The sequence below is a fragment of the Roseomonas marmotae genome, assembly GCF_017654485.1.
Taxonomy (GTDB): Bacteria; Pseudomonadota; Alphaproteobacteria; order Acetobacterales; family Acetobacteraceae; genus Pseudoroseomonas; species Pseudoroseomonas marmotae.
Window position 1 is genome coordinate 3,114,481 of record NZ_CP061091.1, and the last position, 13,266, is coordinate 3,127,746.

At 68.6% G+C, this 13,266-nt stretch carries 11 protein-coding genes and 1 pseudogene; 6 read left to right on the forward strand and 6 right to left on the reverse strand.

The genetic code is table 11. From position 1 onward, the window contains the following. Nucleotides 1–36: 36 nt before the first annotated feature. The 4 genes from mtgA to IAI58_RS14655 all read right to left on the reverse strand — a co-directional run bounded on the left by mtgA (nucleotide 37) and on the right by IAI58_RS14655 (nucleotide 3,154). Nucleotides 37–720 carry a monofunctional biosynthetic peptidoglycan transglycosylase gene (mtgA, locus tag IAI58_RS14640; RefSeq protein ID WP_207445676.1) on the reverse strand — a complete coding sequence of 228 codons (684 nt, stop codon included), beginning with the start codon at nucleotides 718–720 and terminating at the stop codon, nucleotides 37–39. Then, nucleotides 720–1,352: a thermonuclease family protein gene (locus IAI58_RS14645; protein WP_207445677.1), complete on the reverse strand. Its 633-nt coding sequence runs from the start codon at nucleotides 1,350–1,352 to the stop codon at nucleotides 720–722. The genes mtgA and IAI58_RS14645 overlap by 1 nt, the downstream gene beginning before the upstream one ends. Before the next feature lie 86 nt (nucleotides 1,353–1,438). Continuing rightward, nucleotides 1,439–2,383 (reverse strand): YihY/virulence factor BrkB family protein, encoded by a 945-nt coding sequence (locus tag IAI58_RS14650; RefSeq protein WP_207445678.1) that lies wholly within the window; start codon nucleotides 2,381–2,383, stop codon nucleotides 1,439–1,441. Nucleotides 2,384–2,524: 141 nt separating this feature from the next. Further along, a complete protein-coding gene (locus tag IAI58_RS14655; protein WP_207445679.1) occupies nucleotides 2,525–3,154 on the reverse strand; it encodes a TetR/AcrR family transcriptional regulator in 630 nt (209 codons plus the stop codon). A 231-nt stretch (nucleotides 3,155–3,385) separates the two neighbouring features. On the opposite strand from IAI58_RS14655, the gene IAI58_RS14660 reads away from it, so the two are divergent. The 5 genes and pseudogenes from IAI58_RS14660 (at nucleotide 3,386) to IAI58_RS14680 (ending at nucleotide 9,249) form a co-directional block, all read left to right on the forward strand. Further along, nucleotides 3,386–4,537, forward strand: coding sequence for an ABC transporter substrate-binding protein (locus IAI58_RS14660; RefSeq protein ID WP_207445680.1), 1,152 nt, complete (start codon nucleotides 3,386–3,388; stop codon nucleotides 4,535–4,537). A gap of 41 nt (nucleotides 4,538–4,578) precedes the next feature. Further along, nucleotides 4,579–5,619: a branched-chain amino acid ABC transporter permease gene (locus tag IAI58_RS14665; protein ID WP_237182860.1), complete on the forward strand. Its 1,041-nt coding sequence runs from the start codon at nucleotides 4,579–4,581 to the stop codon at nucleotides 5,617–5,619. 3 nt (nucleotides 5,620–5,622) lie between these two features. Further along, a complete protein-coding gene (locus IAI58_RS14670; RefSeq protein WP_207445682.1) occupies nucleotides 5,623–7,413 on the forward strand; it encodes a branched-chain amino acid ABC transporter ATP-binding protein/permease in 1,791 nt (596 codons plus the stop codon). Next, nucleotides 7,410–7,898 (forward strand): annotated as a pseudogene (locus IAI58_RS14675) (ABC transporter ATP-binding protein); the annotation flags it as partial. The gene IAI58_RS14670 and the pseudogene IAI58_RS14675, both read left to right, overlap by 4 nt. Nucleotides 7,899–8,280: 382 nt before the next feature. After that, nucleotides 8,281–9,249: a tripartite tricarboxylate transporter substrate binding protein gene (locus IAI58_RS14680; protein WP_207445684.1), complete on the forward strand. Its 969-nt coding sequence runs from the start codon at nucleotides 8,281–8,283 to the stop codon at nucleotides 9,247–9,249. A gap of 18 nt (nucleotides 9,250–9,267) precedes the next feature. Here the strand turns inward: IAI58_RS14680 and IAI58_RS14685 are convergent, their stop codons facing one another. Further along, nucleotides 9,268–10,461: a dihydrolipoamide acetyltransferase family protein gene (locus tag IAI58_RS14685; protein WP_237182240.1), complete on the reverse strand. Its 1,194-nt coding sequence runs from the start codon at nucleotides 10,459–10,461 to the stop codon at nucleotides 9,268–9,270. An 11-nt stretch (nucleotides 10,462–10,472) separates the two neighbouring features. Further along, a complete protein-coding gene (locus IAI58_RS14690) occupies nucleotides 10,473–12,569 on the reverse strand; it encodes a transketolase C-terminal domain-containing protein (RefSeq protein WP_208775963.1) in 2,097 nt (698 codons plus the stop codon). A 187-nt stretch (nucleotides 12,570–12,756) separates the two neighbouring features. Between IAI58_RS14690 and IAI58_RS14695 the strand changes: the two genes are divergently transcribed. Beyond that, a complete protein-coding gene (locus tag IAI58_RS14695) occupies nucleotides 12,757–13,227 on the forward strand; it encodes an Lrp/AsnC family transcriptional regulator (protein ID WP_207445687.1) in 471 nt (156 codons plus the stop codon). Nucleotides 13,228–13,266 lie beyond the last annotated feature (39 nt).

Consider the following 13,266-nt stretch of genomic DNA (forward strand, 5'->3'; position numbering starts at 1 on the left):
GTGGGCTTCAGTTAGGCCATTGCGCCGCCCGCCGGCTCAGCGGGCGCAGTCCAACAGGCTGCCCAGTTGCCCGACCCGCCGGCGGATGACCTCCGCCCGGCTCTGCACATAGGGACCGGGTGAGGCCGCCGACCGTTCCAGCGGGTTCGGCAAGACCACGGCCAGCCGCGCCGCCTGTCCCGCCGTCAACTGGGCGGCGGAGCGGTCGAAGAAGGCGCGGGAGGCGGCCTCCGCCCCATAGATGCCGGGGCCGAACTCGACGATGTTCAGATAGACCTCCAGCACCCGCTGGCGCGGCCAGAGCAACGCGATCTGCGGCGTCAGCCAGGCTTCCAGCACCTTTCGCAGCGGGTCGCGCCCAGGCCAGAGGAAGAGGTTCTTGGCCACCTGCATGGTGATGGTGCTGGCCCCACGGGGCCGCTCCCCGTTCAGCGCCGCCTCCACCTGCCCGCGCAGCTGCTGGAAGTCGAAGCCCAGGCTCTGCTCGCAGAAGAGATTATCCTCCGCCGCGATGACGCTTTGCGGCAGGGACTGGGCGATCTGGTCATAGGCTACCCATTCCCTGGAAAGCCCATAGCCCTGCGCCGCCCGCAGCAGCATCAGCGGCGTCACCGGCACCGGCACGAAGCGGAAGAGCAGGATCAGCAGCGGCGGCCCCAGCAGCAGCACCAGCGCCAGGCGCTTCAGCCAGCGCGGGGCGCGGCCCGGGGCCAGGCGCATCAGCCGCGCCCGCAGGCGTTGGCGCGGCCGCGATGGTCCCAGGGAAATTCGAAGCGCCCGCCCCAGGCACCGCTCCGGGCCGCCTTGGCGGCGCGCTCCTCATCCGCATAGGCGCCATCGGAGTAGCGCTTGCAGTCGAAGGCGAAGCCGGTGCGGACCATGGCGGCATTCAGGTCCACCACCCCGTTCCCGTCCCGGCGAGGCACGGTGCAGGTGGCGACCATGCGGCCATAGGTTTCCGAGCCATCGGGGGTGCAGGTCACCTCCGCGCCGCCGATCAGCGCCACCAGCGCGTCCCGCGCCTGCTTGCCGCAGTCATAGCGGCCGGTGCCGCTGCGGGTGCAGGTCTGGTCACTCTCCAGCGCGTCGATGCCGCGCATGCGGATGCGGGTCCGGCCGAGGTCCAGCGTATCTCCGTCGATGATGCGGGCGAGGCCGCTCACCGGCTCGATGCTGCCCCGTGGCACGCGGTGGGTCGTCTCCCGCTGGCTATTGTCGAGGCTGGAGAAGGCGCGTACGGCGGCGCGAAAGACACGCTCCAGCCCGGCATCGGTCATCTGGTTGGCGCTGAACAGCCCCAGCACGGCAGCAATCAGGGCGATCCAGGGGGCAGCGGGGCGCTTGCGGCTCATGGGTGGGGAATCAGCATGGTCATGGCCGGGCCTCTCTGCCATGCCCGGCGCGGCGCCGCATCACCCCGCCGGGCATCCTTACGCCATCACATCAGATGCGGCAGGTTCAGCGGCGGGCGTTCCGGCGGCACCTCCTCAGGCTCCACCACCTTCGGGGCACGCGGGTCGTGGTCCAGGTGCCAGGCCTGGGCATCCCGCCACATGGCATGGGCCTTGGTGAACTCCGCCCCCAGCAGGAAGATCTGCGCCGAGTAGTAGATCCAGAGCAGCACGACGATGACCGATCCCGCCGCGCCATAGGTGGAGCCGATCGCGCTGCGGCCGAGATAGAGGCCGATCAGCATCTTGCCGAGATCGAACAGCCCGGCGGTGACGATGGCGCCCACCACCACGTCCCGCCACTCCAGCCGGCGGTCTGGCAGGATCTTGTAGATGGCGGCGATCAGGGCCGAGACCAGCCCGAGCGAGACAAAGATATCGGTAACGCGCACCACCATGGCGATGCCGGGCAAGCTGGTATTCAGCGACGCCCGCAGCGCGGCCAGCAGCGCGCTGATCACCAGCGAGACCAGCAGCAGGAAGCCCAGCGTCGCCACCAGCCCCAGGCTGAGCGCCCTTGCCCGGAGAAGGGAGGAGACGGTGATGTCCGGCACCTCCGCCCTCCAGATCTTGTTGAGGCTGGCCTGGATCTCCCCGAAGACGCCGGATGCGGTGATGAGCAGGGTGACGATGCCGATCACGCTGGCCACCATGCCGCTGGTGGGGTTGGAGGCGCTGCGGATGATGTCCTGCACCACCTCGGCCCCCGCCTGCCCCATCAGCCCGCCGAGCTGCTCCACCACCGCGCCGCGCGCCGCATCCTCCCCGAAGGCAAGGCCGGCGATAGCGACGGCGATGATCAGCACCGGAGCCAGGGAGGTGACGGTATAGAATGCGATGGCGGCGCCGCGGCTGAGCGCCTCATCATCGATGAAGCCGAGGACAGTCTGCCGGGCCAACCACCAGATCTTATAGGCTAGCCGCTTCAACATGGGACGGCCCTTCTCGATGCCGACTCAAAAACGGAAGCGTAACAGGGCTGGTTGCGCTGCCGTGGCAGAAGCACGCCGCTGTGTCGGCGCGGCCACAGGCGGAGCCGGGACAGGCGGGATGCGAGGCGGCCCTGGTGTCCTTCAGGAGTTGGAGGCTGTCTCCGCCTCCAGCCCCGCCATGGCCGGCGCGGCGCCGCGCAGGATGAGGTCGGTGGCCAGCCGGGCGTAATCCTCCCGCGACAGCCCGCGCCCGTCCCGGAACCAGAGGTAGCTCCAGTTCAGCATGCCGAAGAGCGACATGGTCAGCGGCTTCAGCAGGTGCCGCTGCGGCGCGGCCGAGGGCACGGCCGCCGCGATGGCTTCGGCGAAGACGGCGACGATCCGGCGTTCCAGCTCCCGCAGCACCTCCTGCCGCTCCGGCGGCAGCAGCTGCAGGTTGGCGATCTGGATCTGGTGCTCGGCATCCGCGTCCCGGTAGGTCTCCAGCAGCGCGGCGGAGAGGGCATGCAGCCGGGCCTCCGGCTCGGCGGTGGAGGCGAAGGCGCGCTCCACCGTCTCCACCAGCGTCTCCAGGTGCAGATGCAGAATATCGAAGAGCACCTCCTCCTTTGAGGCGTAGTAATGGTACAGCAGTGCCTTGGAGGCGCCGCAGGCCTGCGCCACCATGGTGATCGAGGTGCCGGTGAAGCCGTGGCGCGCGAAGAGGCCGGCCGAGGTCTTCAGGATCTGGCGGCGCTTCTCGTCGTAATCTTCTGCCCGTGTCCGAGCCATGCTGACCTCTTCCGGCGCGTTGTCCTTCGCCGGGCGATTAAGCGAGCGATCGGTCGGCGAATGCAACCCGTCGGCCCCCGGGAAAGCACTTGCTTTGATCGACCGGCCGGTCAATTCTTTCGGCATTGCCCGCCCAGGGCGCATCGGCCCCTCCATCAGGAGGCCGGAGCGCCGGGCCAATGACATTCAAGGGAACGTTGAAGTTCCCGGAGTCCAAGGAGAGAGAAGTCGATGCGGAATCTCGCCGCCGGCCTGACGCTGGCGCTCGGCCTGACCACGGCAGCCACGGCCGCCGAACCCGTCCGGGTCGGCGTCGTCATTTCCGAGACCGGGCCCGGTGCCTCGCTGGGCATCCCCGAAGGCCGCTCCATCCGGCTGCTGCCGAAGGAATTCAGCGGGCAGCCGGTCGAGTGGATCGTGCTGGACGACGGTTCCGACACCACCCGCGCCGTGACGAACATGCGAAAGCTGATCACCGACAACCGCGTGGACGCGGTGGTCGGCTCCACCGTCACGCCCGCCTCCATCGCCATGGTCGAGGTCGCGGCGGAGCAGAAGGTGCCGACCATCTCGCTGGCCGGTTCCGCCACCATCGTCTCCCCGGTGGATGAGAAGCGCCGCTGGGTCTTCAAGACCGCGCAGAACGACGCGCTGATGGCCACCGCCGTCGCCGACCACATGGCCAAGGCCGGCGTGAAGCGGCTGGCGCTGGTCAGCGTCAGCGATTCCTATGGCGATGGCTGGCTGGGCATCTTCAAGCCGCTGCTGGAGCAGCGGAACATCGCCGTGGCGGCCGATGAGCGCTATGCCCGCACGGATACCAGCGTCACCGGCCAGAGCCTGAAGGTCATCGCCGGCCGCCCCGACGCGGTCTTCATCATCTCCGCCGGCACTCCGGCCGCGCTGCCGGCCAAGACGCTGCGCGAGCGCGGCTTCCGCGGCGCGATGTACCAGACTCATGGCGTGGCGAATGCCGATTTCCTCCGCATCGGCGGCAAGGATGTCGAAGGCACCATCCTCCCCGTCGGCCCCGTGGTGGTGGCGGACCAGCTGCCGGAGACCCACCCCTCCCGCGATGTCGCCCGCCAGTATCGCGACGCCTATGAGGCCGCGCATGGCGCCGGCAGCGTCTCCGCCTTCGGCTCCTATGCCTATGACGCCGGCATTCTGCTGCAGCACGCCATTCCCGTGGCGCTGAAGACCGCCCAGCCCGGCACGCCGGAATTCCGCGCGGCGCTGCGCGATGCGCTGGAGGGGCTGAAAGGCGTCGTCTACGTGAACGGCACCGCGACCATGTCGCCCGCCGACCATGTCGGCCAGGACGAGAACGCGCGGGTGATGGCCGTCATCAAGGATGGCAAGTGGCAGGCCCTGCCGCAGTAAGAGCCTGACTTCAACGACCTGACCTCCGCCGGGGATTGGCCGTGGATCTCTCGATATTTCTCGTGCTCGTGCAGGATGGCATCGTCAACGGTGCCATCTATGGCCTGCTGGCGCTGGCGCTGGTGATTGTCTTCACGGTCACCCGCGTCATCCTGGTGCCGATCGGTGAATTCGTCGCCTTCGGGGCGCTGACCCTGGCGGCGCTGGAAACCGGCACGCTGCCGGGCACGGTCTGGTTGCTGCTGATCCTCGGCGCCGCCTCGGCGGCCTGCCGGCTCTGGGCCTCCCGCCGCCATGCCACGGCGAGAAGCATGACGATGCAGGTGGCGACGTCGCTGCTGCTGCCGCTGGTGGTGGCGGCTCTGGCCTGGGCGGCCGTGGCCTGGGAAGCGCCGCTCATCGCCAAGATCATCATCGCCCTGGCCATCGTGGCGCCGATGGGCCCCTATCTCTACGACATCGTCTACCGGCCCATGGCCGATGCCAGCGTGCTGGTGCTGCTGATCGTCTCCGTCGCGCTGCATCTGGCAATGCAGGGGCTGGGGCTGGTCTTCTTCGGCGCCGAAGGCTCCCGCACCTCCAGCCTCTCCGATGCCACGCTCGAGATCGGGCCACTCTTCATCACCGGACAGTCGCTGGTGATCGTGCTGATGACCATCGCGCTGATCGTCGCGCTCTTCCTGTTCTTCGAGCGCACGCTGCTCGGCAAGTCCCTGCGTGCCACCGCCGTCAACCGGCTGGGCGCGCGCCTTGTGGCCATCTCGCCCGCGCTCTGCGGGCATGTCGCCTTCACGCTCGCGGCCAGCATCGGCGCGCTGGGCGGCATCATGATCTCCGCCATCACCACGATCTATTACGACACCGGCTTCCTGATCGCGCTGAAGGGTTTCGTCGCCGCCGTCATCGGCGGGCTGGTCAGCTACCCGCTGGCCGCGGCGGGCGCGATCCTGATCGGGCTGGTGGAGAGCTTCGCCTCCTTCCACGCCAGCGCCTTCAAGGAAGTGCTGGTCTTCATGATCATCATCCCCGTGCTGCTATGGCGTTCCTTCACCACGCCCGTGGCGTTGGACGAGGAGGAGTAAGCCATGGCCCCGATGCACCGCGTCGCTGCCGGCGCCGCGCTCGCCATCGCCATCGTCGCACCGCTGGTGCCGGGCTTCCCGCCCTTCTGGGTCACGCTGCTCAGCTATATCGGCCTCTCCGGCCTCGTCGTGCTGGGGCTGGTGGTGCTGACAGGCGTGGCGGGGCTGACCTCCTTCGGCCAGGCCATGTTCACGGGCTTCGGCGCCTATACCACCGCGATCCTGACCACCCGCTACGGGCTTTCCCCCTGGGTGACGCTGCCGATCTCGCTGCTGGTCACGGGCGGGCTGGCCTGGGCCATCGGCGCCGTCACGCTGCGGCTGAAGGGCCATTACCTCGCCATCGCCACCATCGCCTGGAATGTCAGCTTCTTCTATCTGGTCGGCAACCTGGACTTCTTCCACCGCAATGACGGCATCAGCGGCATTCCCGCCATCCGGCTGGGCGGCATCGACTTCGGCGATACCCGCAACTTCTATTTCCTGGTGCTGGCCTGCGTGGTTCTGGCCATACTGCTGACGCGCAACCTGCTCGACTCCCGCCCGGGCCGCGCGATGCGCGCGCTGCGCGGCGGTGCCCTGGCGGCCGAATCCTTCGGGGTGAACACCTTCCAGGCCCGCATCCTGGCTTTCGTCTATGCGGGCGTGCTGGCGGGGCTCGCGGGCTGGCTCTACGCGCATCTGCAGCGCGCGGTGAACCCCTCCCCCTTCGGCATCAACATGAGCATCGACTACCTCCTGATGGCCGTGGCGGGCGGCGTGCACAACATCGGCGGCGCGCTGCTGGGCGCGGCCATCGTCACGCTGCTGCGGGACCAGTTGCAGACTCTTCTGCCCTGGCTGCTGAACGCGCAGGGCAATTTCGAGACCATCGTCTTCGGCGCCCTGCTGATCCTGTTGCTGCAATTCTCGCCGCGCGGCATCTGGCCGCATCTGGCGAAGCTGGCCGGCCGCCTGCTGCCGAAGCCGGCCCAGCCCCCGATCCCCGCAGCCACCGAGGCGCAGATCCTGCCCCCGCGCCCGCAACCGGAACGCGGGCAGGAGATCCTGCGCGCCACCGCGCTGCGCAAGCAGTTCGGCGGGCTGGTGGCGGTCAATGATGTCGGCTTCCGTCTGGATGCCGGCGAGGTGGTCGGGCTGATCGGCCCGAATGGCGCGGGCAAGAGCACCACCTTCAACCTGCTGACCGGCGTGCTTTCCGCCACCAAGGGCAGCGTGGCCTTCCTGGGCGAGGAAATCTGCGGCCGCAGCGCGCGCCACATCGCCACGCGCGGCGTGGCCCGCACCTTCCAGCATGTGAAGCTGGTGCATGGCATGACGGTGCTGGACAATGTGGCGCTGGGTGCGCATCTCCGCGCCTCCTCCGGCCCGCTCCGCGCCGCGTTGAAGCTGGACCGGGCGGAGGAAGCCAGGCTCTTCGCCCTTGCCTGGCAGCAGTTGCACCGCGTCGGACTGGCGCATTGCGCCTATCTGGTGGCGGATGAGCTGTCGCTTGGCCAGCAGCGGCTGGTCGAGATCGCCCGCGCGCTCTGCCTCGACCCCGTGCTGCTGCTGCTGGACGAGCCCGCCGCGGGCCTGCGCCATCTGGAAAAGGCGGCATTGGCGAAGCTGCTGGACAGGCTGCGGGCGGAAGGCATGACCATCCTGCTGGTCGAGCACGACATGGATTTCGTCATGAACCTGACGGACCGGCTTGTGGTGATGAATTTTGGCACGGAGCTGGCGCAGGGCCGGCCGAAGGAGATCCAGGGCAACCCCGCCGTGATCGACGCCTATCTGGGAACCGCCGCATGACGATCCTCAGCGTGCAGGGCGCCACCGTCAGCTACGACGCCATCCTGGCCGTCTCCGACGTCTCCCTCAGCGTGCCGAAGGGGACCGTGATCACCATCCTCGGGCCGAATGGCGCCGGGAAATCCTCGCTGCTGAACGCCATCATGGGCGTGGTGCCGGCCAGCGGCGGCATCAGCTTCGCCGGGCGGGACCTGAGAGGCGAGAGCGTGGAGGCCCGTGTGGCCGACGGCCTCAGCCTGGTGCCAGAGAAGCGCGAGCTGTTCTCCAGCATGACGGTGGAGGACAATCTCCGCCTCGGCCGTTTCCGCCTGCGCCACAAGGGCAGCGCGGAGCCCCTGCTGAACGAGATGTTCGCCCTGTTCCCGCGCCTGAAGGAAAGGCGCCGGCAGCTGGCGGGCACCCTCTCGGGCGGGGAGAGGCAGATGCTGGCCATGGCCCGCGCCCTGATGGGCGAGCCGCGCCTGCTGATGCTGGACGAGCCCAGCCTCGGCCTTGCCCCGTTGATCGTGCGGGAGATCCTGCAGACCGTCGCCAATCTGCGCGACAACGGCACGTCAATCCTGCTGGTGGAGCAGAATGCCAGGGCCGCGCTGCGTATCGCCGATTACGGCTACGTGCTGGAGAATGGCCGCGTGATGCTGGAAGGCGAGCCGGCGATGTTGCAGGCGGACCAACGCATCATCGAATCGTATCTGGGGGTGCGTTCGGCCGTCTCCGTCTGAGAGCCGGCCTCTCACACCCTGTTGTCTGGCGCCTGAGCCGGTCTGCTATTGCAGATGGCGGCCCGGCGGGCTGAAGCTCCGGCCATACCCGGCGGCACCAGTTCCGCCGCCGGCCGGGACGTCCAGGCAACAAAGGTCACAGGCCATGAAAATCACCCGCCGCTCGGCACTCCTCGCCCCCGCCGCGCTGGCCGCCCTCCGCGTTCCACTGGCCAGGGCCCAGGGCGGCTTTCCCAGCCAGACCGTCCGCATCATCGTGCCCTATAGCCCGGGCGGAGCCTCCGATATCGCGGCGCGCCTGATCGCGGAGAAGCTGACGCCGCTGTGGAAGCAGTCGGTGGTGGTGGAGAACCGCACGGGCGCCAATGGCATCGTCGGCAGCGATACCGTGGCCAAGGCGGCGCCGGATGGCACCACGCTGGGCTTCGTCTCCGTGAACCACGCGGTGAACGCGGCGCTCTACACCACGCCCTTCGACACGCTGAAGGATTTCACTGTCCTCAGCATCATCTACTCCGTGCCACTGGTGCTGGTGGCGGCGCCGGACTTCCCCGCGAATTCGGTACAGGACCTCGCGAAGATGGTGAAGGCGAAGCCGGGCGAGATCACCTTCGCCAATACCGGCGGCGCCGTGCATCTGGCCGCCGAGATGTTCGCCCATCAGGTCGGCGCGGCCATGACCAACGTGCCCTATCGCGGCTCCACCGCCGCGCATCCGGACCTGATCGGCCGCCGGGTGGACGTGATGTTCGACACGCTGCCGGCGGTGCTGGGCCATGTGCAGGGCGGCAAGCTGAAGGCGCTGGCCACCACCGCGGCGCAGCGCCTGCCCATGCTTCCAGACCTGCCCACCGTTGCGGAAAGCGGCTTCCCGGGTTTCGAGGCCTCGACCTGGGGCGCCATCATCGCCCCTGCCGGGCTGCCGGGGCCGGTGGCACAGAAGATCGCCACCGATGCCGCCGCGCAGCTGAAGGAGGAATCCGTGAAGGAGAGGATGACCACCCTCGGCGCCACCCCCGTCGGCAGCACGCCGGAGCAGGCACAGGACTTCGTGCGGGCCGAGGTGGCGAAGTGGCAGGCCGTCGTCACCCAGGCCGGCATCCAGAAGCAGTAAGCGGGTTGCGCCGGCGCCTCAGGGCGCCGGCCAGCTCTCCAGCACCTCGACGAAGCGCGTCAGCCAGGCATTGGTCTGCGCGCCATCGATGACGCGGTGGTCGATGGTGAGCGAGACGTAGCTCATGGGCCGGATCAGCATGGCGTCGCTGCCGCCGACCTCCCGCACCACCACCCGCTTCTCCAGCTTGCCGATGCCGAGGATGGCGGATTGCGGCTGGTTGATGATGATCGGCGTCGCCACCAGCGAGCCCGAGACACCATGGTTGGAGATGGTGAAAGTGCCGCCGCGCACGTCTTCCGGCGCCAGCCTGTTGGCGCGGGCGCGCTGCGTCACCTCCTGAAGCCGCTGCGCGATGCCGAGCAGCGAGAGCGACTGCGCCTCATGGATCACCGGCACGATCAGCCCCTGGTCCCCCAGCGCGGTGCCGATGCCGATATTCATGCTGGAGAAGACCTCCAGATGCTCCTCATGCCAGCGGCTGTTCACCGTCGGCGCGACCTTCATGGCCTCCACGCAGGCCTGCACGAAATAGGCGGTGAAGGTCAGGTTCACGCCCTGGGTGGCGAATTCCGCCTTCGTCACCGCGCGATGGGCGATGACGGCGGACAGGTCGGCCTCGAAGACCGCCGTCACATGCGGGGCCGTGGCCACGGACTGCGCCATATGCTCGGCGATGCGCCGGCGCATCGGGCTATGCGGGACGATGCTGGACCGAAGCCCGGAAGGCGCCTGCGCGGCCGGCGCAGGCTGTGGCGGCGGCGGTGGGGCCGGGGGCCGCGCGCGCTGCTCCAGCGCCTGGACCACATCCTCCCGCGTCAGGCGCCCGCCCTTGCCGGTGCCGGCCACGCTGCCGGGGTCGATGCCGCTTTCGCTGACCAGCTTGCGCACGGCCGGCGAAAGGCGCAGCTCGGGTTCCGCATGCACCTGCGGCGGCCTGGGGCGCTCAGCGGGCGCGGCGGCGGCCGTGGCCCCTTCCCCCGGCTCGATATGGCCGAGCAGCGCGCCCGGCTCCACATCCCCCGTGGCGATCAGGATGGCGGCGAGGCGGCCGGAGGCGGGGGACGCGACCTCCATGGCGACCTTGTCGGTCTCCAGTTCCACCAGCGGCTCGCCTTCTCGCACCACCTCGCCCACCTGCCGGAACCAGGTGCGGATGGCGGCGGTGGTGCCCTCCTGCGCGATGGGGGAGCGGATCTCAGTGACCGTCATCGTTTCCATCGTCAGAAACCCACCAGTTCCAGGATTTTGTCGCGGATGCGCTCGACCGAGGGCACCACATGGTTCAGCAGCACCGGGTTATGCGGGCTGGGCACATCCGGCATGGTCAGGCGGGAAACAGGGGCATCCAGCTCCATGAAGGCCTCATCGGCCACCACGGCGGCGATCTCGGCGCCGAAGCCGGCGGTGCGGAGGTCCTCATGCACGATCAGGCAGCGATGCGTGCGCGTGACCGAGGCCAGCACCGCCTCCTTGTCCCAGGGCATCAGCGTGCGGAGGTCGATGACCTCGACGGATTGCCCGCTGCCGCGCGCCGCATCCTCGCAGCGCTCGACCATGGCGCCCCAGGTGACGATGGTCAGCTTCTCGCCGGCCATGGTGGTGCGGGCGCAGCCGAAGGGAATGACGTAGTCGTCGCCGGGATAGGGGCGCCGCGCCCAGGCGGCGTCCAGCATGGCGCGGTGCTCCAGGAACATCACGGGGTCGTCGCCCCGCAGCGCGCCGCGCAGCAGGCCCACCGCGTCCTCGGCATTGGAAGGGACGGCAACCTTCCAGCCGGGGGAATGGACGAACTGCACCTCATTGGTCTGGCTGTGCCAGGGGTCGCCGCATTTGAAGAAGCCGACGGGCATGCGCAGCACCATGGGCGCGGCGAAGCGGTTGTTGGTGCGCCAGCGCATGGTGCCGCAGTCGTTGATCTGCTCCACCGCCGGGTCGGCATATTTGCGGAACTGGATCTCCGGCACCGGCATCAGCCCCGCCATGGCCATGCCGACGGCCCTACCAACGATGCCCTCTTCGGAAAGGCTGGTGTCGAAGACGCGCTTCTCGCCGAACTTCTCCTGCAGGCCCAGCGTCACGGCATGGACGCCGCCCTTGGGGCCGATATCCTCACCGAACAGGAGCACGCGCGGATTGATGGCCAGTTCATGGTCCAGCGTGCGTCGGATGGCGGTGACCATGTTGATGCGCGCGCCTTCCGGCCTCGGCACGTCGCTGCCGGCAGGCGGCGTGATGCCGGCGGCGCGTAGCCCGCCCATCACCTGCTGCCCGGCTTCCGAGAAGACATGGCGCATCACTGTCTCCGGCCGCGCCACCGGGCGCTGCTCGGCCCTGGCGCGGGCCGCTTCCACCGCCTGCGCGGCCTCGGCGGCCAGTTCGTTCCATTCCGCGTCGCCCAGCACCGCAGGCACCAGGAAGTCGCGCAGCCGGGGCAGCGGGTCGCGTGCCCATTCGGCCTCCACCGCGGTGGAGGATTTGTAGGTCTGGGTATCCTGGAAGCTGTGGCCCTGCAGGCGCGGCACGGTCAGGCGCAGCAAACAGGGACCCTGGCGGCCCCGCACATGGTCCTGCGCCTGCCGGATCAGGGACGCCGCCACCGCCGGGTCCGTGCCGTCGCCGGAGAGGATATGCAGATTGCCGAAGCTGGCGAGATTGGCGGCGATATTGGCGCCCGGCGTCTGGAAGACGGAGGGGACGGAAATGCCATAGCCGTTATCCTCGATATAGAAGAGGACAGGCAGCTTCTGCGTCGTCGCGATGGTCAGGGCCGACCAGAAGCCGTTGGTGGCGACGGAGCCATCGCCGCCCAGCACCACGCCGATGGCGCGGGCATAACTCTCATCCCCCAGCACGGTGCGATGGTATTCGACGGCCTGCGCCCAGCCCACCGTCGGCGTGTATTGCGCACCGACGCCGCCGCACATCGGCAGGGCCGAGGCGCCCCGGGGATTGGGATAGTTGAAGACGACCCCGATATCCCGCCCGTCCGAATAGCCGCCGGCCCGGGCCATGGAGGAGCCCAGCGCCTCCTCGATCTCCACCCCCAGCGCCAGCAGCATGGGGCGGGAGCGGTAATAGCCGCAGGCGGCGTCGTGCCGCTCGGTCAGGCCCAGGCCGAGGATGATCTGCGCCAGGTCATGCCCGCGCGCCGAGAACTGGTAGAGGACCTTCTTCTCCGGCACGAGGGTCTTCTCCTCCAGCGCGTCCAGGGCGCGGGAGACATGCAGCAGATAGGCGACGCGGCGCCAGTCGACGGCGGGGTCGGGGGTGGCGCTGCGCGCGGAAGACGATGGCTTGGAGAGGGCGATCGATCCCATGTCCGTTCCCCTGTTCCGGCCTGGCTTCAAGGGCCGGCCGATGATGCATTTCCTGAAGGCTAGGCTTCATTCCCGGGCAAAACCGTTCCTCTTTTTGCGGGATACGGCGGAAGGCAGGCATGATGCCCTCGCCTTGGGCGACAAGCCGGCATATCCATGCCCGATCTGCGAATCAGGGGGAGCAGCCATGCCTCAGACGGAGGAACTGGACCAATTCGAGCGCGCGATCCTGGCCGCCCTGCAGAAGAATGCACGGCAGAGCGTGCAGGAGCTGGCGGAGAAGATCGGCCTCTCCACCTCCCCCACCTGGCGGCGGCTGAAGGCGATGCAGGATGCCGGGGTCATCCTGGAGTATGTGGCGCGTCTGGATGCGGCGAAGTTGGGCTACGGGCAGACGGTCTTCGCCAATGTGACGCTGGCCAAGCACAACCGCGACGCGTTGCTGGATTTCGAGAAGGCGATCGTGGAGCGGCCGGAGGTGCTGCAATGCTTCTCCATGACCGGCAGCGCGGATTACATCATCCGCGCAGTGGTCAAGGACGCCGCCCATTACGAGCGGTTCCTTCAAGAGGTCGTCTTCATCAATCCCGCGGTGCAGCATATTTCCTCGCATTTCGCGCTGCGGGAGATCAAGAACACCTCGGCCCTGCCGATTTAGAGGCTCGACCTATCCATCGCATCCTGCGGCGCGGCTTCC